The organism is Companilactobacillus halodurans (assembly GCF_009600995.1).
GTDB lineage: Bacteria > Bacillota > Bacilli > Lactobacillales > Lactobacillaceae > Companilactobacillus > Companilactobacillus halodurans.
In genome coordinates, this window is sequence record NZ_VDFO01000015.1 from 15,941 (window position 1) to 41,664 (window position 25,724).

23 protein-coding genes are annotated in these 25,724 nt (G+C 35.9%); 8 read left to right on the forward strand and 15 right to left on the reverse strand.

Going from position 1 to position 25,724, the window contains the following annotated elements; genetic code table 11:
- Positions 1 to 5: 5 nt before the first annotated feature.
- The 7 genes from FHL05_RS05160 to FHL05_RS05190 form a co-directional block, all read right to left on the reverse strand.
- Positions 6 to 821, reverse strand: coding sequence for a PTS system mannose/fructose/sorbose family transporter subunit IID (locus tag FHL05_RS05160; RefSeq protein WP_153384835.1), 816 nt, complete (start codon positions 819 to 821; stop codon positions 6 to 8).
- A complete protein-coding gene (locus tag FHL05_RS05165; protein WP_153384836.1) occupies positions 808 to 1,749 on the reverse strand; it encodes a PTS mannose/fructose/sorbose/N-acetylgalactosamine transporter subunit IIC in 942 nt (313 codons plus the stop codon). Before FHL05_RS05165 ends, FHL05_RS05160 begins: the two co-directional genes overlap by 14 nt.
- Before the next feature lie 21 nt (positions 1,750 to 1,770).
- Positions 1,771 to 2,259: a PTS sugar transporter subunit IIB gene (locus FHL05_RS05170; protein WP_153384837.1), complete on the reverse strand. Its 489-nt coding sequence runs from the start codon at positions 2,257 to 2,259 to the stop codon at positions 1,771 to 1,773.
- A 32-nt stretch (positions 2,260 to 2,291) separates the two neighbouring features.
- Positions 2,292 to 3,008, reverse strand: a complete 717-nt coding sequence (locus tag FHL05_RS05175) for a GntR family transcriptional regulator (RefSeq protein ID WP_153384873.1) — start codon at positions 3,006 to 3,008, stop codon at positions 2,292 to 2,294.
- A gap of 311 nt (positions 3,009 to 3,319) precedes the next feature.
- A complete protein-coding gene (locus FHL05_RS05180) occupies positions 3,320 to 4,243 on the reverse strand; it encodes an L-lactate dehydrogenase (protein ID WP_153522200.1) in 924 nt (307 codons plus the stop codon).
- 176 nt (positions 4,244 to 4,419) lie between these two features.
- The gene (locus FHL05_RS05185; protein WP_153384839.1) at positions 4,420 to 5,334 is read right to left on the reverse strand and encodes an L-lactate dehydrogenase; all 915 of its coding nucleotides are present in this window, start codon (positions 5,332 to 5,334) and stop codon (positions 4,420 to 4,422) included.
- A gap of 144 nt (positions 5,335 to 5,478) precedes the next feature.
- On the reverse strand, positions 5,479 to 6,534 hold the full coding sequence (locus FHL05_RS05190) for a D-alanine--D-alanine ligase family protein (protein ID WP_153384840.1): 1,056 nt from the start codon (positions 6,532 to 6,534) through the stop codon (positions 5,479 to 5,481).
- A 226-nt stretch (positions 6,535 to 6,760) separates the two neighbouring features.
- Here FHL05_RS05190 and FHL05_RS05195 point away from each other — a divergent pair, with 226 nt between their 5' ends.
- The gene (locus tag FHL05_RS05195; RefSeq protein WP_162000219.1) at positions 6,761 to 7,705 is read left to right on the forward strand and encodes a DUF1002 domain-containing protein; all 945 of its coding nucleotides are present in this window, start codon (positions 6,761 to 6,763) and stop codon (positions 7,703 to 7,705) included.
- 224 nt (positions 7,706 to 7,929) lie between these two features.
- On the forward strand, positions 7,930 to 10,566 hold the full coding sequence (locus FHL05_RS05200; RefSeq protein WP_153522202.1) for an HAD-IC family P-type ATPase: 2,637 nt from the start codon (positions 7,930 to 7,932) through the stop codon (positions 10,564 to 10,566).
- Positions 10,567 to 10,646: 80 nt separating this feature from the next.
- On the opposite strand, the gene FHL05_RS05205 is transcribed toward FHL05_RS05200, so the two are convergent.
- From FHL05_RS05205 to FHL05_RS05240, 8 genes are all read right to left on the reverse strand, one after another.
- Positions 10,647 to 12,317 carry a glycoside hydrolase family 13 protein gene (locus FHL05_RS05205; protein WP_153384842.1) on the reverse strand — a complete coding sequence of 557 codons (1,671 nt, stop codon included), beginning with the start codon at positions 12,315 to 12,317 and terminating at the stop codon, positions 10,647 to 10,649.
- Positions 12,317 to 13,144, reverse strand: coding sequence for a PTS system mannose/fructose/sorbose family transporter subunit IID (locus FHL05_RS05210; RefSeq protein WP_153384843.1), 828 nt, complete (start codon positions 13,142 to 13,144; stop codon positions 12,317 to 12,319). The genes FHL05_RS05205 and FHL05_RS05210 overlap by 1 nt, the downstream gene beginning before the upstream one ends.
- A gap of 19 nt (positions 13,145 to 13,163) precedes the next feature.
- The gene (locus FHL05_RS05215; protein WP_153384844.1) at positions 13,164 to 13,994 is read right to left on the reverse strand and encodes a PTS mannose/fructose/sorbose/N-acetylgalactosamine transporter subunit IIC; all 831 of its coding nucleotides are present in this window, start codon (positions 13,992 to 13,994) and stop codon (positions 13,164 to 13,166) included.
- A gap of 26 nt (positions 13,995 to 14,020) precedes the next feature.
- Positions 14,021 to 14,512, reverse strand: coding sequence for a PTS sugar transporter subunit IIB (locus FHL05_RS05220; RefSeq protein ID WP_153384845.1), 492 nt, complete (start codon positions 14,510 to 14,512; stop codon positions 14,021 to 14,023).
- Positions 14,513 to 14,525: 13 nt separating this feature from the next.
- Positions 14,526 to 14,957 (reverse strand): PTS sugar transporter subunit IIA, encoded by a 432-nt coding sequence (locus tag FHL05_RS05225; RefSeq protein ID WP_153384846.1) that lies wholly within the window; start codon positions 14,955 to 14,957, stop codon positions 14,526 to 14,528.
- 120 nt (positions 14,958 to 15,077) lie between these two features.
- Positions 15,078 to 17,429 carry a sigma 54-interacting transcriptional regulator gene (locus FHL05_RS05230; RefSeq protein WP_153522204.1) on the reverse strand — a complete coding sequence of 784 codons (2,352 nt, stop codon included), beginning with the start codon at positions 17,427 to 17,429 and terminating at the stop codon, positions 15,078 to 15,080.
- A complete protein-coding gene (locus FHL05_RS05235) occupies positions 17,426 to 17,641 on the reverse strand; it encodes a hypothetical protein (protein WP_153522206.1) in 216 nt (71 codons plus the stop codon). The genes FHL05_RS05230 and FHL05_RS05235 overlap by 4 nt, the downstream gene beginning before the upstream one ends.
- Positions 17,642 to 17,805: 164 nt before the next feature.
- Positions 17,806 to 18,495, reverse strand: a complete 690-nt coding sequence (locus FHL05_RS05240; protein WP_420838738.1) for a ribonuclease H family protein — start codon at positions 18,493 to 18,495, stop codon at positions 17,806 to 17,808.
- A 68-nt stretch (positions 18,496 to 18,563) separates the two neighbouring features.
- Between FHL05_RS05240 and FHL05_RS05245 the strand changes: the two genes are divergently transcribed.
- The 6 genes from FHL05_RS05245 (at position 18,564) to FHL05_RS05270 (ending at position 25,705) form a co-directional block, all read left to right on the forward strand.
- On the forward strand, positions 18,564 to 19,319 hold the full coding sequence (locus FHL05_RS05245) for an alpha/beta hydrolase (RefSeq protein WP_153522209.1): 756 nt from the start codon (positions 18,564 to 18,566) through the stop codon (positions 19,317 to 19,319).
- Positions 19,320 to 19,359: 40 nt separating this feature from the next.
- On the forward strand, positions 19,360 to 22,119 hold the full coding sequence (locus tag FHL05_RS05250) for a YhgE/Pip domain-containing protein (RefSeq protein ID WP_153384849.1): 2,760 nt from the start codon (positions 19,360 to 19,362) through the stop codon (positions 22,117 to 22,119).
- Between the two features lie 27 nt (positions 22,120 to 22,146).
- A complete protein-coding gene (locus tag FHL05_RS05255) occupies positions 22,147 to 22,596 on the forward strand; it encodes a hypothetical protein (protein ID WP_153384850.1) in 450 nt (149 codons plus the stop codon).
- A 4-nt stretch (positions 22,597 to 22,600) separates the two neighbouring features.
- On the forward strand, positions 22,601 to 23,305 hold the full coding sequence (locus tag FHL05_RS05260; protein ID WP_153522211.1) for a zinc metallopeptidase: 705 nt from the start codon (positions 22,601 to 22,603) through the stop codon (positions 23,303 to 23,305).
- Positions 23,306 to 23,448: 143 nt separating this feature from the next.
- Positions 23,449 to 24,915, forward strand: a complete 1,467-nt coding sequence (cls, locus tag FHL05_RS05265; RefSeq protein WP_153384852.1) for a cardiolipin synthase — start codon at positions 23,449 to 23,451, stop codon at positions 24,913 to 24,915.
- Positions 24,916 to 24,976: 61 nt separating this feature from the next.
- Entirely contained in the window at positions 24,977 to 25,705 is a 729-nt protein-coding gene (locus FHL05_RS05270) for a sulfite exporter TauE/SafE family protein (RefSeq protein ID WP_153384853.1), read from the forward strand.
- Positions 25,706 to 25,724 lie beyond the last annotated feature (19 nt).

Consider the following 25,724-nt stretch of genomic DNA (forward strand, 5'->3'; position numbering starts at 1 on the left):
TCCTCCTAGATTTTACCAAGTACGCCGATTGCTGAAAGTGCAACAGCGAAGATAATAACGATAAAGATAACTTTTGTTGAAGTCATGCCTTTCTTACCAAGTAGCCAGTAAACAAGACCTACGACTGCAGCTGGAACAAGCTTTGGAAGAATCATATCAATGTTATTTTGAACACTTAATGAAACTTTACCTAAGTGTGCAACCAGTGGAACTTGAATATTGATCATACTTGCAATCAAAGCTCCAACGATGAAGACACCTAGTAAAGTGGCGGCGTCTGTCAAAGCATTCAATTGACCTTGCATTTCTGAAACTAGTTTTGTACCTCTTGTATAAGCGAAGTGCAATTGTTTCCAACGGAAAACCATGATAGCAATGTTGACAGCTAACCAAAGGAATAATCCAATAGGATTACCTTGTGAAGCCATCGTAGCAGCAATAGCACCCATAATTGTTGGTACTAAAGCAGCGAAAAGCGAATCACCAATAGCAGCAAATGGTCCCATAAGACCTGTCTTAATACCAGCAACGGTATCAAGTGAATCAGCACCTTCCTTACCTTCAATGGCAAGATCGATACCTGTGATAATCGTGTTGAAGAAGTTACTTGTGTTAAAGAATTGGTTGTGAGTCTTCATGGCTTCTTTTAGTTCAGGAGTACCATCGCCATAGATTTTTCTAAGTTGTGGCAAGATTGTGTACAAGTAACCTGAGGCCTGCATTCTTTCGTAGTTCCAACCCATTTGGAAACCAAACAAGCTACGTTTATTGATTTGTTTAAAATCTTTTTTAGTTAGTTGATACTCTTTATTCTTCTTCATCGCCTTCAACCTCCCCATCAGCGTCTTCAAATTCATCGTCTTCGTCTTCATCTTCGTCAGCAGAACCTGAGTCATTCTTCGTGCCAGCAGCTGGAGCTGAGTTCAATTTAGCCATTGACTTCTTGTATTGGATAATGGCAAAAGCACCACCGATTAAAGCAATAGCTAACATTGGTAAAGCATTGAATGTTGTTGTAAATGATTTACTTACGGCACCTAAACCTGTACCAACTGTTTGAATGCTTGTGAAGATTGTTGAAAGTAAAGCTGTAATTGTGAATCCAAGAATCAAGTAAGCGATGTGTTTCTTAACTGGTAAGTAGTGAAGCAAGATAGCAAAACCAACGGCTGGAAGTGTAGCACCGGCTGTTTGTAGTCCAGTGTTGAGCCATGATAAATCGCCATTTAGATATGTAACCATTGTCTTAACGGCACCTTGACCTAGAGCTAAAGCTAAGAATACTGGGATACCACGAGACAAGCACCATGGCAATGCACCTAAAATAGTGTGTCTTTCGATTCCTTTGTAGTTGAAGTTTTCAATATCTTTATCAACTTTGTGTTGGAAATATGTATTAGCAAATCTTGCTAAGATATCAAATGATGTAAGAAGTGCGGCAACTGGAACACCGATAGCAGCAACAGCTGTAGCAGCTTTCATACCTGTACCAACTGAAAAGGCTGTGGCTAAAACTGTACCTGAGTTGGCATCGATTTTAGAAGCACCACCGAAAGTACCAACACCTAAAACTGTCAATTGTAAAGCAGCACCGATGATAAGTCCGGTCTTCATATCACCCATGATCAATCCGGAAATCATTCCGGCCCAAACGGGTTGACTCAATGAAGAGTTCATTTGCAATTCATCATAAATGTTGTACATAGAATATGCTGTCAAAAGCAATATTTGAACGACTGTAAATTCCATTGTTCTATCCCCCATTAAATACTATTTTTTGTAGTCTTTTAAGATACCGGTGAAGTCTTTGGCGTCATCGTTTGGAACCATTTGAGCAGTGATTTTGGCCCCTGCTTCAAGAATCTTTTGAAATGCATCGTAATCTTCATCTGTAACATTGATCGATTGTGTCAAATGTTGCGTATTATCTTTTTGCGACATATTACCAACATTGATTACATCGAACTTAACGCCGTTATCGATCATTTCTACAAGTGTTTCTGGCTTCTTAACGACCAAAAATACTCTTTGTGATTCATATTTACCGGCTAAGATATTTGCTGAAGATTTCTTTGTACCTAAAACACTTAGATTAACTCCAGCGGGTTTAGCTAATTTCAGGGCTGTTTTTTGAATATCATTTTTTATAATTTCGTTATCAACTACCATGATTCTTGATGCTTGCAACTTTGTTGTCCATAAATTAGCTACTTGTCCGTGAATTAATCTTTCATCAATTCTTACTGCAATAATACCCATATCTTTATACCTCCAAATTTCATTACTCTTCTTTAGGATTTGTTACTGATATCGTGTCGAATGTGATAAGCAAATTGATCGCTTCTAGCGACACTTAAAGTGAATTCAATAATTTGATTGTGTGGATTATAAGTTTGCCTGCGAAGATTCAAACAAGGCGTCCCCTCTTTTATGTCCAAATATCTACTGTCATCTGCACTGGTAATGCCTGCTAGAAAATATTCATCAGCATAATACACTTGTTCGTTGAACTCCTTTGAAAAAACTGAATACAGTGAACGATTATTCAACATCGATTCAGTCAGCAAACTGAAATGACTAACCGGTAGGTAAGTCCGCTCCAACATGACTGGAATACCATCCGCATATCGAAGCCGTTTTAACTTTATGATTTGGCTACCCACTTCAGTTTCCAATTTCTTAGCAAAGTACGAATTTGCCTCCTTTCTCTCAAAACTAAGAATCTTGGTTTGTGGCTTCTTTCCCAGAGAAATCATTTGCTTGTTGAAGCTATAACTACTATTCAAATCACTATTAAGATCAACTCTATTAACAAAAGTTCCTTTACCATGAACACGGCGAATCATCCCAGTAACTTCGAGCTCCATTAAAGCTGCTCTAACGGTAGTCCGAGACAACTCATATCTTTGAGCAATTTCTCGCTCAGAAGGTAGTTTAGCGTTGGCTGGTAAAGTTTGAATGTAATTAGTCAGCAAGTTGATTAACTGCTCTTGAAGAGTAATTTTCATACGAATCGAATCCTTTCTGGTATCAACCACAAGACCATTGTATCCGGTTACATTAAGCAAAACAATAACCGGAATAGACCAGTTGAAAGGTTGTCTTTCAGGTTTAAATAGGATTGCCATGGGTTTTACAAGCAAAAAAATAAAGTGGTACTTTTTTGAACCAGTTAAAAGAAGATACCACTTAAAAAATTGGTCTAACCAATTATTTATATGTATATGTTTTTAATTTATTTGTAAAACGTCAAAAAAGCCCGCTATCAGCGACTTAATAAAGTTGTTGATAACGGACATTCATTTTTAAAATCTAAAACTTACTTAACACCTTGAGGCAACTTACTCTTAATAAAATCAGCTGAATATTGGAGTTTATCCAATTCCTCTTGAGGTAGATCCAATTGAACTTGTTGAACAATGCCATCACGACCAATAATTGCTGGATATGACAGATAAACGCCATATTCTTCACGATAGTTGGAAACTGGCAATTCAATCAGTGCATCGTTCAAAATAGCCAAGGTCAATTTCACAGCAGCACTTGAAATGCCATAATTCGTATACTTCTTACCACTGAAGACGGTAAAACCGCCCATACGGATGTCCTCGTTCAATTTGTCGAGGTTCAAGCCGTCTTTTTGGGCCCATTCAGAAATTGAATGATCCATAACTGAAACGGTTGACCAAGCGGTAAATTGTGAATTGCCATGTTCGCCCAAATTGTATCCAGCAACTGATCTGGGGTCGACATTCAAAGCTTTGCCCACAGCACGTTTCATACGAGCAGAGTCCAACAATGTTCCAGTTCCCATGACGTGTTCTTTAGGCAAACCTGTCACTTCTTGATAAATTGAAACCATAACATCATTAGGATTACTGATAACGACGATTTTTCCATCAAAATCAGTTTCTTTAATCTTTGCGGCTACTTCAGAAACGGCGTTACTAGTAAAACCAAGTTCCGCAAAACGGTCTGGTTTAACGCGGTCTTGAAGTTTAATATTTCCAACAGCTGAAATAATTACATCTGTATCATCAAGTTGTGAATAATCGTTCACAAAAATATTAGTGTGGAATGGCAAGTTAGCCATTGCGTCTTCAAAGTCCAAGGCATCTGCTTGAACTTTCTTTTCATTCTTATCAATTAAGACTAAATCGTCCACGAATCCAGCTGACACAATATAATGTGCACAAGCTGCTCCAACGTTTCCGGTTCCGATAATAGCTACTTTTCTTGTCATCTAATCTACCTCACTGTCTAAGCTCTTTTATGAAGAACTTTTAGTATGTGACTGCCATTATACTCTAATCGAATTAAAAATAAATTAATTTATAAAAAAATATCCGAAATGGCATAAAAAAAGCGATATCACCCACATTAATAAATAAATAGTGGTATGATATCACTTAACTAATATTATTTCTTTAGATTTTTTTTAATATAATCAGCTGAATATTGTAGTTTGTCCAATTCTTCTTGAGGCAAGTCCAATTTCAATTGTTTAAGGATTCCTGCACGTCCAACAATAGCTGGATATGATAGGTAAACGCCATATTCTTCACGATAGTTAGAAACTGGCAATTCAATCTTAGCGTCATTCAAAATAGCTAGCGATAAACGAACCGCTGCCGTCGAAATGCCGTAATTAGTGTAGCCTTTACCATTGAAGACTGTGAATCCACCCATTCTGACATCTTCGTTGATTTGATCTAAGTCGAGGCCATTTTCTTTAGCCAACTCTGAAACTGGTTGGTCCATAACTTTGACTGTTGACCAAGCTGTAAATTGTGAATTGCCGTGCTCACCCAAGTTATAACCGGAAACTGATCTTGGGTCGACATCAAAGGCAGAACCTACGGCACGCTTCATACGAGCTGAATCTAGCAAGGTACCAGTACCAATGACTTTTTCTTTAGGAAAGCCTGTAATCTGTTGATACATAGATGTCATCACGTCATTAGGGTTACTGATAACGACCATAATGCCATTGAAAGCTGTTTGTTTGATTTTCTTAGCAACTTCGGTAACAGCATCGCCAGTTGGCTTTAATTCGCCAAAGCGGTTAGGATGGTCGCCACCAATCAAATCAATATGACCAACAGCTGAAATAATAATATCAGCGTCGTCTAATTGAGAATAATCATTTACAAAAATATTCGTATGTGAAGGTAGATTAGCCATGGCGTCTTCAAAATCCAAAGCGTCTGACTTAACCTTCTTTTCATTCTTATCGATCAGAACTAAATCGTCAACAAAACCTCCTGAAACAATGTAGTGAGCACAAGCAGCACCAACATTGCCCATTCCGATGATTCCGATTTTTCTTGTCATAAAAAACATTCCTCTCAATCAAAAATTTTAAAAAAGCACTTACTCTTTAATTATATAATAGATTGACCGTAACCTTAGGAATTTCTAGCTTAATCCAACAAAAAAGTCGCTTTCTCTCATAGAAGGCGACTTTTTAAAATTGCATTATTTTTGATTTTCGTAATATTTAACTTTGCTTTTGATGATTCTCTCACACAAGTCAGCGTACGAAATACCAGCAGCTTCAGCTTCACGAGGCATTAATGACAAAGGAGTCATTCCTGGTAAAGTATTAGCTTCCATGACATACAATTGGCCATCACGCAACAAGAAGTCCACACGACCGTAATTGCTCATGCCTAAAGCTTCAAAAGTCTTCTTAGTTAAAGCTTGCATCTTCGTATGAATAGCATCATCCAAATTGTTTGGAGGCGTAATGAAGTGAGTTACATTGTTTGCTTGGAATTTGTGTTGGAAATCATACCAACCAGTATCAACTGTAACTTCAACAGCTGGAAGAACCAAGCCATCGACGATAGCAACTGAAAATTCACGACCCTTGATGTATTCTTCAATCAAGGCTTCGCTATCGAATCTCAAAGCATCAGCAACGCTTTCTCTAAGTTCTGTCGCATTTTGGACGATATGTGTTCCAACACTTGAACCACCATTAGATGGCTTAACTACCATTGGATAGTTAAATGGAATATCTTCAGACAAAATCTTGGCTGTCTTAGTAGTTGTGTACTTAGCAGTTGGGATTTGGTCTTGAACAAAAATTTCTTTAGAGTATTTCTTATCCATAGCAAGTCCAGAAGCTAGTGAGCCACTTCCTGTATATCTAATATCAAAGACATCGAAGACTGCTTGCATCTTACCATTTTCGCCATCTTCACCGTGAAGTCCCATATAGACAATATCGGCATGTTGACAAATTTTAAGAACATTCTTACCTAATAAACCTCTTGTACCATCAGTACGTAATGCATTGATTTTAGCATCAGTTAAGACTTCATCATCAATAACTAACTTGCTTTCACCCTCTGGTTCTGTCGTAAAGAGATCATCGATTTCATCTTCTTTAACATCCTTACCTAAAAATGAATCAACATAAGCTACTTCGTAACCTTTACTACGTAGTGCGTTGGTGATTTTAACTCCGGAAGATAAAGAAACATTTCTTTCTGTACTTCTTCCACCTGAAAGAACGACAATTTTCATTGTGTTTCACCTAATCCTTTTAAATTATTTAAGCGTAATCCTAGAACCTACAGAATAGCATAAACTTCCAAAAAAAACCATTTTTAATTTTTCTAAACAGTCGCTGTTGCAAGGGTTTGACGGTTTTTAAGTCTTCAAATCCTTAAATTTTTATGCTAAATTGACCCATCTTCTCGAATTTTTCATATATATTTGGTTTAATTAGGGTTAAGGAGGTATTTTGACCGTGAAAAAGTTAAATATCATTTTATTAAGTCTAGTATCTTTAATTACAGTAGGAATCTTTTCCGTTCAGACTGTAAAAGCTGACGATTTAAGTAGCGAACCCGTAATGACTTTAGGAACTTCGTTAACTGACAGTCAACGTCAGGGTACTATCAGTGCTTTATCATCACAAATCAATGACAGTAATTACAAAACCATCACTGTCAACGGTGATACCTTAGTTAAATATTTGAATCCTAGTGGTGATTCTTTCACTAGCAACTCCGGTGTTTGGTCCTCAGCTTTGATTCAAAAAACTTCATCTGGTTCTGGTATCAACGTTAAAATTGTCGACTACAATGGTAAAAATAACATCACTACCATTACAGCCGACCAATATCGTAATGCCGCAGTAACTGCCGGTATCAGCGATGCCAACATCTATGTAACTTCTGCCACGCCAATTGATGGTTCTGGTGCTTTAGCCGGAATTTATGCAGCTTATGCTAATAGTGGCGATTCCTTGAATCAAAGCCAAGTCAACGCTGCGCAAAAGGAAATGGGCGTTTTGAGTGGAATAACTGATGCGAATAAGGGTACTAATGGTTACTCCGATAAACAATTGAACAATGCTGTTGCCGGTATGAAATCTGATTTAGCTAACAAAGGCAATAACGTAACCGTTAACCAAATCACAACTATCGTTAACAACAACTTACAAAAAAATGATTTGCAAAACATTCTAAATGACAATCAAAAACAAAAAATCATTAATTTGATGGTCCAAATCAAGAATTCTGGTGCCTTGAGCAATTCAAACTTTAAAGATCAAGCTCAAAAATTAAGTAGCGATATTACAAGCAAAGCTAAAAATATCTTTAACAATCTCAACACTCAAGAAAATCGTAATTTCTTGCAAAGAATTTGGGATAGCATCGTTTCCTTCTTTAGCGGATTATTCAACTAATTTGCACTTAAAGCCACGCTCTGACTAAGAGATGTGGTTTTTTTTCATTCAAATTTCTTTATAATCATGATAATATCGTTTTATACTTAAATAGGATATACAAATATTCTAAATAATTAGGAGGAACTGATTTAATGCAAGACAAAGATGTCTATGAACCAACTTCATCCGAAAATTCTGATTAGGATGCGGTCCCGATACAAAACTCTAAAAAAGTTTGGCAATTGAATAATGACCAATTAGCTCAAAAGTACCAAACCAACTTGGAAGATGGTTTGACTACCGTTGAAGCGAAACGTCGTATAGATCGAGATGGTAAAAACGAACTAGAAACAAAAAAGACTTCCAAATTTGTACAATTCATCAAGCAATTCAATAACAGTATCATCTATATTTTAGCTGCTGCTGCTATTATGACTTTCTTGATGCAACGTTACTCAGATTCAATCGTTATCGGCCTAGTAATTATCGCTAATGCCATTATCGGTTACATCCAAGAACAACAAGCCGGCAACGCTTTGGAAAAAATTCGTGAATTGTTAGTTTCCAAGAATTTCGCTTTTCGGAGCGGGGAAAAATTGGAACTGGATTCACGCCAATTAGTTGTTGGCGACTTGGTCAATTTGGAAGCTGGAGATGCAGTACCTGCCGATATGCGCTTGATTTCAGCTGATAACTTGAGCGTTCAAGAATCAGTTTTAACTGGTGAAACTAATCCAGTTGAAAAAATTGAAGAACCAATTTATGATCGTGATTTGCATTTAGCCGATCGCAAGAATATGGTCTTCGCCTCAACTGCTGTAACCAGTGGTTCTGGTCTAGGAATCGTTATTGCCGCTGCTGGCGATACAGAAATCGGTCAAATTAAAGATTCTGTTAAAACAGTTAAAGAACGTCCAACTCCATTGATGAAGAACTTGAATTCATTAGGATTTGGCCTTTCAGTCGCAATCGTTATTGCTGCGGTAGTGCTATTTATCATTGGATACTTCTTTGATACTTATAGCTTGCCTACCTTATTGATTGCCGTTATAACGATGGTCGTTGGTTCAATGCCTGAAGGCCTACCCGCTAGTACTTCAGTTGTATTAGCTATGGGGACACGGAAGATGACAAAACGAAATGTTATCGTAAAGTCATTACCTGCCGTTGAAACTTTAGGTGCAGTTGATATCGTTAATACTGATAAAACTGGTACTTTAACTAAGAATGAAATGACCGTTAGAAAAGTTGTAACGCCGCAACACATTTTTGATGTCACTGGCGTCGGTTATGATGCCGACGGTAGCGTTGATTTTTCTGGTGATTTGGAATTAAGTCAACACAAATACGATTGGCAACAAGATGACAGTATGCGTCAATTAGTTAACATTGCTGGTCAAACAACTGATGCTCAGCTTCACTTTGAAAATAATCGTTGGGAACTAAACGGAGAACCAACTGATGGAGCTTTAACAACTCTTTATCGTAAGATGACTGGTGAAAACCCAGAAGTCGATGAAGTTGATTCCCTACCATTTGATTCAGCCTTTCGTTTTTCAGCTCGTTTAGCTAATTTGGAAAACAAACGAGTTTTGATGGTCAAAGGTTCGCCTTCAACAATTTTAGATTTATCGAAGAATTCAACCGATAAACAATATTGGAACGACAAAATCAAAGAATTAACTTCTGACGGTTTAAGAGTCGTCGCTTTAGCCTATAAAGATGTTGATGAATCAGTTGATGCTATCGATAAAGATAAAATCAATGATTTAACTGTCTCAGGTATGGTCGGCATCATCGATCCACCTAGAGAAGAAGCTAGAGCCTCAATCCACGAGTTGAGAATGGCTGGAGTCAAAGTCAAAATGATTACTGGTGACCACCCTGACACGGCGACTGCTATTGCCAACAAACTGGATCTAGATTCGGTCGTTAAGGCTATCACCGGACCTGAAATTGATGCTATGTCAGATGATGAACTAGCTCAAAAGATTGACTCCTATAACGTTTTTGCCCGGACTACTCCTGATGATAAATTACGGATTGTCCGTGCTCAACAAGCTAACCACCACGTTGTTTCGATGACTGGTGATGGCGTCAATGATGCCCCTGCTCTTAAGCAAGCTGATATTGGTGTTGCCATGGGTATCAAGGGGACTGAAGTTGCCAAGGAATCAGCTAATATGGTGCTGGCAGACGATGACTTTGCAGATATTGTCGTAGCTGTCCGCGAAGGTCGTCACGTCTTCGATAACATTCGTAAAACCATTCGTTTCCTATTGCCAACCAGTTTTGCCGAAGGTCTAATCGTTGTTATCAGTATTCTTTTAGGCCAAGAACTTCCACTTTATCCTGCTCAATTGCTTTGGATAAACATGGTCTCTGCTCTAACGATTCAATTTGCCTTTATTTTTGAACCACCAGAATCAGGTATTATGGCTCGTGGGCCAAGAGATGTTAAGGCTGGTATATTGACGAAATTAGATACATTCGAAATCGTCTACGTTTCAGCTTTGATTTCTGGACTAGGCATTTGGGCATTCGATGCTCTAACTAGTCGTGGTTTACCAGCAATTGTTGGTAGTACGATGGCTCTAAACATAATTATCTTTGGTAAAATCTTTTACCTATTTAATCTTAGAAATAATTATCCAGTTATCTCTAAATACTTCTTCCAAAATAAAATGGCCTTTTACATTGTCGGAATTTTGATACTCTTGCAAATGGGAATTATCTATCTTCCATTCATGCAAGACATCTTCCACACCACAAGTATCAACTTTACTTACGGTTGGCTCATCCCTATCATCATGGGTGTAATTGTTCTGATAGTGACAGAATTTGGTAAATTTATTCGGATTAAGGTTTTGAGAAAGTAGAAATTGCAAAAAACTCTCGTTATCAAAAATGATATCGAGAGTTTTTTTAATATTTTTTTGATTTTTGAAGTTAAATTTTTCTACTCTATTTCTAATATTGATGCTTCATATGGCAACAAACCATTAGAGGTTCTTTTATCTAATTTATAATTATCGATAATAACTTTATTGATATGAAACTTATCAAATAAATCTACCTGTTGTGAATAACCAGATAAATTAGCTATTACTAACCATTTGTTTTTTCCATTATCTCTGAGATAGGCAAAGATTTTTTTATCATCTGGCAGCAATAACTGGAAATCACCATCTTTTAAGACTTCATAGTCGTGTCTTATTTTTATCAACTTTTGATAATATTTGAAAACCGATTTTGATGAAGTCAAATCATTTTTTACATTTACTTCTTTATAATTAGGATTAATTTTGAACCAAGGTTTAACAACGCTAAAGCCGCCATTTTCACTGTCATTCCACTGCATGGGGGTTCTAGCATTATCGCGGCTAATCTTTCTAGCTGCTTTTAGGAAATCTGTTTCAGAAATAGTCTTTTCTTGTAGAACCAATTTTTGATAATTAGTTCTTAATTCAATATCTTCATAATCCTTTAAGTCAAACTTAGGATTAGTCATACCTATTTCTTCGCCTTGATAAACAAAGGGAGTTCCCTTCAATCCATGTAAGACGGTTGCAAAAGCTGTGGCTGATTCATATCTAAATTCTTTATCATTGCCCCATCTTGACGGTGTTCTGGCCCGGTCATGATTCTCGAAGTAAAGTGCATTCCAACCGTGACCATCTAAATTATCTTGCCAATCTGCTAGAGTCTTCTTCAATTGAACTATATCTACCGGTTGAATGGCCCATCTTCCATTAACATTTCCAGGCACCCTATCAACATGCATGTGCTCAAAGGTAAACACCATATTCAATTCTTCTCTTTTTGGATCAACTAGAAGTCGAGCATCTTTGCTCTTGCTATCTGGAGCTTCACCCACGCTCATCATGGAAAATGGTTTAAAAACCTCTTGATTCATTTCATGGATAAATTCATGCATTCGTGGACCATTATTTTGATTAGCAACTACATAATGTAAATTATGGGGATTAGGATTGTCTAAAAATCTTTGATCTTTTGAAATTGAAGTTATAACATCCATTCTCCAACCATCAACTCCATGGGCTTTCCAATATCTCATTACATCATAAATCGCTTCTCTAACTTTAGGATTCTCCCAATTCAAATCCGGTTGTTGCTTACCATAATAATGCAAGTAATATTGATTTCTAGTTTTATTAAAAGTCCAGGCTGACCCTCCAAAATTAGAACCCCAATTATTCGGTTCTTTGCCATCTACTGGGTCTTTCCAAATATAAAAGTCGCTAAAATAATTATCCTTTGATTTACAGCTTTCTCTAAACCAAATAGACTGATCAGAAGTGTGATTGGCAACCATATCCATAATGATTCTAATATTCTTACTATGTGCATCTTGAATCAATTTTTTAATATCTTTATTGTCACCAAACATTGGATCGATTTTTCGATAATTGGCAATATCATAACCATTATCAACTTGTGGCGACAAGTAAACTGGACTAATCCAAATCGCATCAATCCCTAAATCACTCAGATAGTCCAATTTTTTATCAATCCCATTCAAATCACCAATACCATCTGCGTTAGTATCTAAGAAACTTTTTGGATAAACTTGATAAATAACTGCATTTTTCCACCAATCATTTGTCATTAGACAACACCTACTAAGGCAAGAACAATAGAAATAACAATTGTTCCTAAAATTAACCAATTAATTGAAACATTCTTATTCTTCAATAACCAGAAACATAGTAATGTAATTGATAATGGTAAAATACCAACAAATATTTGGTTAAGCATTTGTTGCGATTTTAGAATCGTCTTTCCACCTAAAACCATATTCCACTTCAATTTGAAGATGACCATACTGCTTGTCATAGCTCCAACCATCATTAATCCAACGATACTGGCTGCTTTTGTCAAAATATTAATAAGACCTTTTTTATAAAGATCACCAATATAATTTGAACCAAGTGTGTAACCTAATTGTCCGCCATACCAACGTACTAATTGCACAGGGATATTAAATAATAGCAAGAAGACTATTGGTGCTGCAATATTTCCATTTTTAGCTAAACTGATAGCAATACCAGCTGCAATAACTCTTAGAACTCCCCAAAAAATTGAATCGCCAATACCTGCTAAAGGACCCATCAAACTGGTTTTAATAGCGTTGATTGATTCAGCATTGAAATCATCCGATTCACTATTTTGTTTTTCCATGGATGCTACAACACCCATAACGAATGGCGACATAGCTAGGTTCGTATTGAAATATGACATATGACGAACCATAGCATCCTTTTTATCTTGAGCTTTTTTATAGAATTTATTAATGAAGGGAAGCATTGCATATTCAAATCCTGAAGCCCCTTGCTTAGCAGGTGTAACAGCTGAGTACAAGGTGAACGAACGCCAATACATCTGTCTCATTAACTTCTTTTCATCTTTTGACATGTTTTTCGAAAATTTACTCATAATCTTACTCTCCTAAGTATTAACTAAAGAAATCATCGTTTTCTTGTTCATCTTTGGTTTCAGTCGTACTTGTATTTGTATTCGTAGCAACTGGTTTAGCTGCAACTTTTTGTCCAATATTGTGAATTTGATAATCTCTTTGGGCAACTAAGATAGCGATAATTGTTCCCATAACAGCTACAGCAATCAATGGCATCTTTAAATAAGCAACTAATATGAATCCCAAGAAATAGAAGGCAGAGATATTTTTATCCCAAAGTATCTTCATCAGCATTGCCATACCAACTGCCGGTAAAACATTTCCGGCAACAGTTAAACCATGAACAATAATTGTAGGAATCATCTTTAAAACTTTTTGAGTTGCTTCTGAACCAAACAACATAGCAAAGAATGGAATTAATGAATAAATGAACCATTGAAGAGTCCATAATCCATAATGCAACCTGACGATACCCTTTTGATTTCCTTTGGCAGCCATACTGTCAAATTTACTTGCGAAAGGTCCAACAATTAGAACGTAGATTAATGTTTTAATTTGTAATCCAATAATACCTAAAGGAATAGCTAGTGGTAGAGCTACACCTAAACCACCATGCATCATAATGGCAAAGGCAACAGCTAATGCACTTGCAAGCCCAGGCTCTGCAGCACTGGCACCACCAATATTTACAATACCCATAAAAATAGTTTCAAGAGATGCACCAATCATCAATCCTGTCTTTACATCTCCAAGTAATAGTCCTACTAATGGACCAATAACAATTGGTCTTCCTAACATTGAAAAGCCTAGTAATTCTTGACCACCAACGGTCAGGAAAACAACTAATGCAACAGCAAATGCTTCATACATGTTCATTTCTCCTCTTCTGCAATAATTTATAGATTCAATTTATTAATAAAATCTGTTGCTTTTTCTTTCTTATCAGTTGGCAAATTTTGTAAAGCTGTATCTGGATAAAGTTTTACCAACTTTTTCAATGATTCAATTTCAGGTTTTGTTAACATTACGAATTGAGTCAAAGTTGTCTTTGGATCAGTTGATGCTTTCCCAACATTTCCCAAATTGACATACTCAATATCGTTTACCTTTTCAGCGACCTTCTGTGCATCTCCAACAGTTCTAACTAAAACAAATAATTTCATATCCTTTGCACGAGGATCATTCAATAATGATATTGCTCCTTCAACTGTTTTAACGATAACCTTAATCCCTGATGGAACAGCCATTTTCAATGCCATTTGTTGAGTTGGATTGGCAGCTGTATCATCATTGGCTACGACGATTCCGTCAATACTCATTTCCTTTGACCAAACCATTGCAATTTGTCCATGTATTAATCTTTCATCAACTCTCATAACTTTAATCATTATTTATTTTCTCCTAATTGAAAAAATCTGAATTATCATTTTTTGAACTTACTGCGTTTTTCTTCGTATCAATAGTTCCTAAGCTAGTTCTACCGACGTCGACCAACTTATTAATATATTCATTATTTACTTCTTCTTTTGACAAAATTGCTTCAATTACAACTGGTAAATTAAATCCATAAATAATGAACACGTTGCTTTTATCTTGTGCCTTAACAGTCAAACGTTGATTTACACTTCCACCCATCAAGTCAGTAAAAATAATCACTTTATCATCTGAATCAAATGAATCAAATAATTTATCAATGGTCTCAGTAAGATCATCATCCTTTTTTGTATACGCTGAAATGTAACTAACATTGTTGTTATGCCCTGCAAAAAGTTCAATCGTGTTTTTCATGCCTTCAGCCATGTTTCCATGTGAGGCCACAATTATTTTTTTCATCTTTTCTTCCTCCTCACTTTTATATAAGCAAGTTCCGTGCCAACTTTTAAAAAAGCCTCTAGATTAGGCTTTGATTTTCCAAAAAAATAAGTGCTTAATTTTTATTAAGCACTTACATTATTAAATATAGCTATGTAGTAATTGATACATCAATGATATTTCGTAATCATTAACTTTAAAATTATATTTCAACTCGATACTCTTAAAAATTGCCTTTGATACTGAATAAAACTCTTTTTCTTTCTCGCTATCAAACGAAACATTAGAGTTTTCTTCTTTACGCGCATTAACTAACATTCTTTCAATCATCAGTGATAAATGCATATATAAATTCAATTTTGTTTTACCATCAAATGAAATATCATAATATTCTTGATATTTTTGAGTAATTAATTGAACTTCATCAATAACTACATCTGGATTGAGAAATTGTAGTCTGTCTTTTATACCCTCAATCGTAAAGAACTTCAACATTTTATCCATTAATGCTTCAATATTGGGCTTTTGCTCTCCTGAATCTAAAAGCAATCTTTCCAAATAATTATATCCAGACTTTTCCATAATGTCGTAAATATTAATAATATCTATATCTAGATTTGTATCGATATCAGTTGTCGTCACGACAAATTTTGTTTTATCAAAAAACTTTTGTTCATGATTCTCCAAAGTCTGTTTCAAATCTTTATAATCCATTGTGATAATTTCGAATTTATTAGATAAGCTTTCCAACATCATCCGTTTTATTTCTTCTGACAAACCTACTCCAGACATACATGACACAATGATATTAAGTTTATCAGAAAGTCCCTCATAGTATTGAGTACCAAAAGCCTTTCCAAACCTATTAGCCGCCTTCGTTATGTCATTGAAAGTATCATTTCTTTGAATTCGTATGCCAGTATCCAGGGCGGTAGCAGTCGTGACATTATTGATAACAAGCAATTCACAATTTGAATACTTCTTAATTTCAGTGAACATTTGTGTCAACGAACCCATGTCAAATAAGACGAAAATCCCTTTATGTTCACGATCCTTTTGACTCTTAATATACTTTTGAACATATTCATTTATTTCATGAATCGAAACATCGATTGGCATATCAAATGCTTCAAAAATATAATTTCCACAAAGATTATTGACGACGCTTTGAATACTTGTAGCTGTATTATCACCATGAGCTAATATAATTCCAGTGTATTTAATACTCTCAATCATCTTGATTTTATCTTTAAATAATAGCAATAACCAAGGAATCGATAGTTCTTTAAATTTCTCATCAGAATTCACTTCATCTAAGAAACGATTATAAATATACATTGTTCTTGGATATAAATTTTCAAATTTTTTAACGAGTTGATCCATTTTAAAATCATTATTAGATATAAAGTAATACAAGGACATCCCAAAGCTAATTTGATATAATTCATCATCTGATAATGATAACTTAACCCCGTATTTACGTGTTAAAACATTTTTTATGGCCTGTTTTACTTTAAATTCAATATTCTCTATCAGAACATCATCTTTTAAATAATCTATCTTCTTTAAAAACTTCATCAATAACAAAACCTGGTCTGAAATATTATTATTGTTTTCAACAGAATTCAATAATTCTTGATGAACATTAGATAGTAAGTCATAATCACGCTTTTGTAAGGATGAATAATTATTAACATCAAAATCTTTCGATACTGCAACATATGAATCTCTATTATCTTTAGTTCCTATATAGATTTTACTGTCATTCGTGTGTTCAGTATAAACAGCCGCGCAAAGGAGTTTGATAGCATTTTCAACAGCTCCAATATTCCCAGCCGCTTTATTTTGTGATAACTCTTCAATTATTTGATTAGAAATAAAATATTCCTTATTGGTTCTAATGGCCTCATTTTTAAAGGCATCGAAGATTAAAGACAGCCTTTCTACTAATGGTCTTTTTTTAAAGGCTGGCAACTTGACGTGTAATGGAACTCTTCTCATAAAAGTTTTGAGTAAAAAGCTGTCTAATTCTTCAGTAGTTGCAAAAATGAATCTTACTTTAACTTTATGAGCTATTTTATTTTCACCTAATGGGTAAAATTGTCCCGAATCTAAGAGTGAAAAGAGTTTTTCCTGACTCTCTTTTGGCAAACGATGTACTTCATCTAAAAAGAAATAACCATTATTTGCTTGATCAATCAAACCTAAGGTATCTTCATTAGCACCTGTAAAGGCGCCTTTTTTATATCCAAATAAGACTGAAGAGAGTAATTCCGGATTATTGGCATAATCGGCTGCATTTAAAGTTATAAATTTGGCTTGCGAATCTATTGCTTTAATACTTTTAGCCTGCTTATAAATATTTTTAGCAAGAAAACTTTTTCCAACGCCACTGGGACCAGTAATAATGATAGGAAAGCCATTGGGCGGATAAACTATTGACTCTTGACACCTTTTAACGATTTCTTTCAAACTCCCAGTTGAACCAATCATATCTTGAAAAGGATTTTTCTCAGCGATAAGTTTCCACAGAACTGGGCGGCCATTTTTTTAGTCAATTTATTCTCTTTATATAATTGCGATAGATAAATACTGATTACGCTTCTACTTAAACCTGCATCTTCAGCAATAGTTTTTGTATCGACCCAATTCTTAGAATATTTATCTTGAATTATTTTCAAAACTTTATCAACTGCTTTTGTCATCCAGCAGCCTTCTTTCAACACTATTTTTGTTTTTAAACACTATAATTTTGAAAACGATTTACTTATATTTTAAACTTTTTAAGCAGTCTTGGCGATTCCTTAATTTTTAATCAAAACATAAATAGCTCTCAGTAATCTTTTTTTGATTACTGAGAGCTATTTTTTTACATCTTATCCATAGTTTCATTCAACAGTTCATCAACACGATTATTTCCCACATTTGTAGCATGGCCTTTAGTCCACTCAAATGTTTTTTTAGGAACCGTTGGCAACAATTTATCGAGTTGCTTCCACAATTCAACGTTTACTGGGACGCTGCCATCAGCCTTTTTAAAACCTCGTTTTTTCCAGCCTGTCAACCAATTCTTCGTGATTGCATTTAAGACGTATTGAGAATCTAAGACAAATATCGCATTTTGTTTGTTGATTTTTAACTCATTTAATCGAATAATACTCTGAATTAGGGCCATTATCTCCATGCGGTTATTCGTTGCTCCAAATTCTCCGCTCGTCCCTTCATATGTCTGACCATCGTTACTGATATGATAAGCCCAAGCGGCTTTATCTGATTCTTTTACATGGCCACCCTTAAAGTTACCGTGATTTCTTGACCCACCGTCGGTATAAACAACCACGTCAAAATCACTAATATTGGAAACCTTCTTTTTAGAAGCAGTTTTAGATTTCGTAGTTTTATAAGAATCTTTTCCTTCTAAAAAGGCTTGTGCTTCTTCTTTATTTAAAAAACTTTTATATCTGGCTCCAGCAAATCCATCGACTTGTGCCTTGCATTGGGCCCATGTTTGATAGATTCCTGGCTTCTTGCCTCGTCGTACTGCATAATATTTTTGCACTGTCATACCTCATTTAGTTAAACTTTCTCGATAATAATTATATAATAATATTCTGTTGGGGTGAATTTATGAAAAATGGGCAATGGCCAATTCTCTATATCCACGGTTTTCGTGGCGGAGATTATACGACACAGACAATGATTGCATCTGCTTTAAAAGCTAATAATAAGAAGTACGATCAATTTCTCAAAGCCAATATCGACTGGAGAGGCAAAGTTACATATGAAGGGACTTGGACTGAGGATGAACATCCCATTGTTCAAGTTGTCTTTAAGAATAAATGGGTTGGCAGTAACCAAATTGCATATTGGTTAGCTAAACTTCTATTTGACTTGCGCTCAAAACATAAATTTACTACATATGCTGCCATCGGACATTCTTTAGGTGCCGTAGCCTTAGTGCTCGTGAACTTAAAAGAAAAAATGCGCCCTTATATGCCTAAACTCAAAAAGTTAGTGCTCATCGCAGGTCCGTTCAATGGTGTTCTTGGTTTGGGTGACCTTCCCAACGTCAACCGAATCACGCCCAACGGACGGCCAGCTTTTATGAGCCCTACCTATTTTAGAATTTTCATTAATCGTAACAGTATATCAGATGATTTAAGGGTTATAAATATTTATGGCAACGTCGGAGATCACTCTAATAGTGACAAATATATCTCCGTTACATCTGCAGAATCTATATCTTACATACTCAAACCGCGAGTTAAAGAATATCGAGAATATTTAATTAAGGGTTCCAACGCGGAACACTCAATGTTACATGATGATTCTGAAATCTTGGATATGGTAAACAATTTCATTTACTATAATCCGTTATCGTAACGTTATATAATGACCTTACGTATATAGTTTTAACAGAGATTTGGAGGGGATTTCTATCAAAGCTTGGGAGTTATTTAAACTAGATCTTAAAAGGACCTTACAATCCAAACCCGCTACACTTTTGATGTTGGCAATGATAATTTTGCCATGTCTTTATTGTTGGTTCAACGTTTGGGCTCTATGGGATCCTTATTCAAACACGAGTGATTTAAAGGTTGCCGTTTATTCAGATGACCAATCAGTCGAACTTGAAGGACAAAAAATCGAGATTGGTGATCAATTGATCGACAACTTGAAAAAGAATCATAAACTAGGCTGGACTTTTGTCGATTCAAAAGCCCAACTAGATAAAGGGGTTAAAGACGGTTCTTACTACGCCAGTATTTACGTACCTAAGAACTTCTCTAAAGATATTGTTAGTTTCCTATCTGGTAATATCAAAAAACCAAAATTGGTCTTTTCTGTTAATCAGAAAATAAACGCCATTGCCCCGAAGCTGACTGAGACAGGTGCAACGACGTTACAAGGAACTATCTCAGATGAATTTATTGGAACGATCAGTAAGACTATCACCAAAGTCTTAAATAAATCTGGTGTCGATATTCAACACAATTTACCGATGCTTCGAAGACTTTCTTCCCTATTAACTACTTCTGACGACAACTTGCCAGAACTGCAAAATATTATGGATAAAGTCCAAAAAGCTAACACGGTCGTTCCAAATCTAAACCAAAAGTTACAACAAGCCAACAATATGTATGGTTATTTGCCATTACTCAATTCTGATGCGCAAAAACTAGTTAATCTCAATAATTTCTTACCACTGGTTGACTCGGGTGGCACGGCTGCTAAGCAGTTACAAAATAAGATTCCAGAAATTCAAAGTGCCGGTAGCCAAATCAGTCAGGTCGATAATGATTTTGGCCAAATATCCAATTTGATGGACAGCAGTATTAGCCAAGTTAAAAACGGCATCGAAGTTGTTAACAAAGTCCAAGCTGTTGTTCCAGATATTCAAAAATTAGGCGAAGATGCACAAAATGCAACTGATAAAGCACAAAACGATTTGATTCCAAAGATTCAACAAGCTCTGCCAGTTATCAAAACGACGGTCGACACTGGTTTGTCGATGGTTTACAACATTGCCACTCAAATCAGCAATTCTATGGATAACATCAATGACTTAATCGACAAAGTCAAAGAAGATCCTAAGAATCAAGAATTAAAGGAACAATTAAAGACTGTTATTCAAAACGTTGCTTCAGACGCTGCTCAATTGTCAAAAATCAGTCGTCAAATTGCTTCATCATTAACTGATTTACAAAATCTTTTCAACCAATTAGCTGACCAATTAGGAAACGATCGGACAAATATTTTTGATCAACCTATTCAGCATCTAAATGATCTTGCTAACCTGGGCGACAGTTTATCAGACAAAGCAAACGATATTTTGAACAACTATGACGATTTAGATACGACACAGTTGCAAGATAAATTAACCGACCTTTCAAATCAAGCTGACCAAGTTGCTAGCGGCATCACTTCTCTTAAAGGTCTGAACATTTTGGATAGCGTTTCGGACACCATCAATAACATCAATACTTTCTTAAAAGATGCTAGTTCAACCTTAGGAGAACTCAATACGAATGTTATTCCTGCCATTCCGGGACTTTTGAATAACACTAAAGGTGTTTTGCAAACTGCTTTAACATACTTGCAGAAGTATCAAAAACAGTTGCCTGCAGTTGGTAATGAGATTCACGATGCCAATCAGTTGCTCAATGGAAATATGAGTAACATCACCACTGGTATCAATCTTGCCAATGACTTCTACAATAATGATTATCCAAATCTGAAGAAGAAACTTTCAACGGCCACTTTCTTTGTGCAATATCAATTGCCACAAATTGAAAATGAACTGACAACAACTTTGAATTTGGTCAATTCTAAAACACCTGAGTTAGAGCAAGCTCTTTCAACTGCCAATGACTTTGCGGTCAACGATTGGCCTCAATTAAAGAAAGATATTCATCATTCTGCTAAGCTCTTGAAAAAGGGTGAAAAGAATGTTGACCTTGGTGCCTTGATTAAATTGATGAAATCAGATGCCAATAAGGAATCAGACTTCTTCTCTAACCCAGTTAAGTTAAAGCAACAAAATCTCTACGACATCCCTAATTACGGTTCTGCCAGTGCTCCATTCTACTTGGCTCTATGTATTTGGGTTGGTGCTTTACTATTATCAAGTGTCTTCACAGTCCACTTCAAGTTAAGCGACCGTCAAAAGTATCGTTATACCTTCAAACAACGTTTCAATGGACGTTATTTGACCTTTGGCTTTTTAAATCAATTACAAGCCATTTCGGCAGCACTTGGTAATATTTTCATCTTGCATACTTATACGAAAGAAAAAATTCTCTTAGTTCTCTTCTGTATGCTAGTCAGTTTCGTCTTTATATCGATTCTGTATTCACTGGTACAAATGTTTGGAACGGTCGGTAAGGGACTAGGAATCATCATTTTAGTTCTGTCGATTTCTGGTGCCGGGGGTAACTTCCCAGTCGTCCTATCAGACGGATTCTTTAGAGTTATCAATCCTTACTTGCCATTTACTTATGCCGTCAATTTAATTCGTGAAGCAGTCGGAGGAGTATATTGGCCTAACGCTACAAAAGATATTATTATATTAGTAGCCTTTGGTGTTGTTTTCTATCTACTTGGACTTTTGACTACAGAGAAGTTGAAGCCATGGATGCACAAACTACACAAGAGTGCTAAGAAGAGTATGATCATCGAATAATTCGTTCACAAGGGAGAAAGTATTTTAATGACAGATATAAAAATGAGATCTTATCGACCTTTCATCACCGAAAATTTCTTTTGGGATTTTCCTACACGATTCAATTTAAAAGACGTTAGCGAGTTCTTAGGATTAGAAATTGACCCTACGACAAAATATATTTCTGACAGTGCCAAAATCATCATGCGTAACGATGGTATTTATTGGCTCGTTCAAAAAAAGTCTAATAAAGAACTTGTCTCTTTGATTAGTCTAAGCGACGTCGATTTAAAAAATCATCAAGCTGCTTTAATGGTCACTTTTAAAGACCTTTCTGAAGCTGAAAAGGTTGAAATATCAAATAGATTGCTTATCTTTCTTCGTGATCAGATTTCACTAAAAACTATTTTGGTCAACGATTTAGATCAAGTAGTTCAAGAAAAATTCATAAATAATGGTTATAATGCTTCTAACGAGAATATTCTAAAGAGGAGCTAATTTAATGTTTGGATATGGTTATGGATACGGTTTTGGTCCCAGTTACTTGCTGATAATTATTGGTCTTGTTATCAGTTTGTGGGCCTCATGGTACGTAAATCATAATTTCAAAAAGTACGATCAATTTACTAGCCATCACGGGACTACTGGTGCGGATGCTGCTAGATTTATTTTGGACAATGCCGGTTTACAAGATGTTGCAATTCAACAAATCGGTGGAAAATTGACCGATAATTACAACCCGGGCAATAAAACCTTAAGTCTATCTGAATCTACTTATGGCTCAACTTCGGTTGCTGCCATCGGTGTTGCCGCCCACGAATGTGGTCACGCTATTCAAGACCAAAGAAATTACTTGCCAATGCGGCTCAGAGCAGCCTTGGTTCCAGCGGTCAATCTTGGTTCAAATGCTTCAATTCCTTTGATTATCGTTGGTGCTTTATTAGGTATGAACCATACTTTGATTACGATTGGTATTTGGTTATTTGCCTTAGTCGTTTTATTCCAAGTAGTTACTTTACCAGTCGAATTCAATGCGTCTGGTCGAGCTGTCAGCATTTTAAAGACTGGCGACTTATTAGATAGCGATGAAGTTCCTATGGTCAAGCAAGTACTATTTGCAGCGGCCTTGACTTATGTAGCAGCAGCTATTTCAACTGCGCTACAATTATTGCGTTTGATTATTATCTTCGGTGACAATCGCAATTAATAAAAATTAAATTTAATGAAGATTCATATTTCGCCTAGCGTGATGGGAATCTTTTTTGTTTCTCTATATAAATTTATAAAATTAGATTTTATTAGTATTTTGAAGTAAAATTTCTATTAAGAATAATAGAGGGGATTTATTTTATGATTGATGTTTGGATCATCTGGCTAATCTTCATTATCTTAGTAGTCAATACAATTTCAGCGTTAATTACTGTCTTTCACAGACCTCGTAATATCGTTACTACTTGGGCTTGGATTTTAGTCCTTGTCTTATTACCAATCGTAGGATTTCTAATTTACGCATTCTTGGGCCGTGGGATTGCTCAAGAGAAAATCTTTAATATCAGCAATCAGGAGCACTACAGTTTAAGCCAATTGAAAAAAATGGCAATTGCTGCACAAAAAAAGCCCCAAAATGCGTCACGCTATGATGAAACGCATTATGCTGACCATATCATTAAATTCTTCAACGAGACCGAAGAAGCTCCTTTGACGCGTCATAATGAAATCGAATTGTTCTTCGATGGGCAGGAAAAATTCAAGCGTCTGTTTGAAGACATTAGAAATGCTAAGGATACCGTTCATGTTGAATACTATGCTTTTATCAAAAGTGACATTGGAGACAAATTCTTAGACTTATTGACCCAAAAAGCTAAAGAAGGCTTAGAAGTCCGGTTGCTCTATGATCCATGGGGTTCTGGCGGGACAAGGCCTAGATACTTCAAAGATTTTCAGGCTGCTGGCGGCGAAGTTTTACCATTCATCACTTCCAAAAATGTGATTGCCAAAACGCGTTTGAACTATCACTTGCACCGTAAAATCGTAGTCGTCGATGGGACAACTGGTTGGATTGGTGGCTTCAACGTTGGCGATCAATACGTTAATGTGACTGATAAGTTTGGTTACTGGCGTGACACCCACTCAAGAATTTTTGGTGCTGCTACCTTACTTTTGCAAGAACGTTTCTTTAGAGATTGGAATGCTTCTTTAGATAACAAAGCTCAACCTCTAGCTTTCTTGGAAAAATACTTTCCATCTGACAAATTCGACAATACTTCTAACGTGCCGATTCAAATTATCTCTGATGGACCTGACAATCGTGAAGAAGTTCTTAAAGACGGCTTCATTGATATGATCGTGGCAGCTAAAAAGAGCGTCTGGATTCAATCGCCTTATTTGGTGCCTGATGATCCAATGTTTACAGCTTTGACGATTGCCGCTCGCTCCGGTGTTGATGTGAGGATCATGATTCCTTGCATGCCTGATCACCCCTTTATTTATCGTGCTACGCAATATTATGCTAATCTATTAACAACTTATGGGATTAAAATTTATAGCTACCAGAAAGGCTTTTTGCACGCTAAAACATCAGTCTTTGATGGCAAGATTTGTTCTGTAGGTTCAATGAACCATGATTTCAGGAGTTATTCTTTAAATTTCGAGGCAAATGCTTTCATTTATGATTCCAAAGTTACTCATAAAGTGGCTCGTTCTTTTGAAAATGACATGGAAGATTCTATTTTACTAACTCCCAAAATAATCAAAGAGCAAGGAATGTGGATGCACTTTAAACAACGTTTCTCTAGATTGTTATCTCCCATTCTTTAATAGAAAATACGAAAAGGATCAAGATTATCTTGGTCCTTTTCTTTTAGGAGTGTTTATCATAATGACATATATACTGGTAGTCCTGATTGCCCTTTTTGGTGCTTTAATGCGGACTGTCTTTGGTTTTGGTGAAGCACTGGTAACCATGCCACTACTAGCTTTAATATCTTTTAATATCCAAACATCCACTGCTTTGATTGGAGCTTTAGGATTACTGGTCGCTGTTCCAGTGGCTATCAAATATCGTCAACATATCGATTGGCAAACTTTAAAACGTTTAGTTATCGGTTCTATTTTAGGAATTCCCGTAGGAATCTTGATTATTAAATTAGGCTCACCCATTATTATTATGAAAATTCTAGGAATCTTTATTATTATTTATGGAATTTATAATCTCTATAAATTGCACAATCCTAAAGAATCAAAGCTTCATTTAAGCGACAAATTCGATTATCTGGCTGGAATCATTTCAGGAATCCTTGGAGCATCTTTTAATAGCCATGGCGTACCAATCGTTGTCTTCGGAACGGCTAAAAGATGGGATTCTGACAAACTTCGGGGCATCCTGCAAGGACATTTTGTTTGTGTCGGGACTCTAGTTGTCTTGAGCCAGTTGTCATCCGGAATGTGGAGCCTTGAAGTGGTCAAATTATTAGGAATCATTATTCCGTTACTCTTTGTAGTAGTTCCATTTGGTAATTGGATCAGTCAAAAAATCGACAGCGAACACTTTATTCAATATGTTTATCTCATCTTGATTATATTTGGTGTAATTTTGATGATTAAATAATTGCAAAAAAATAAGGAGA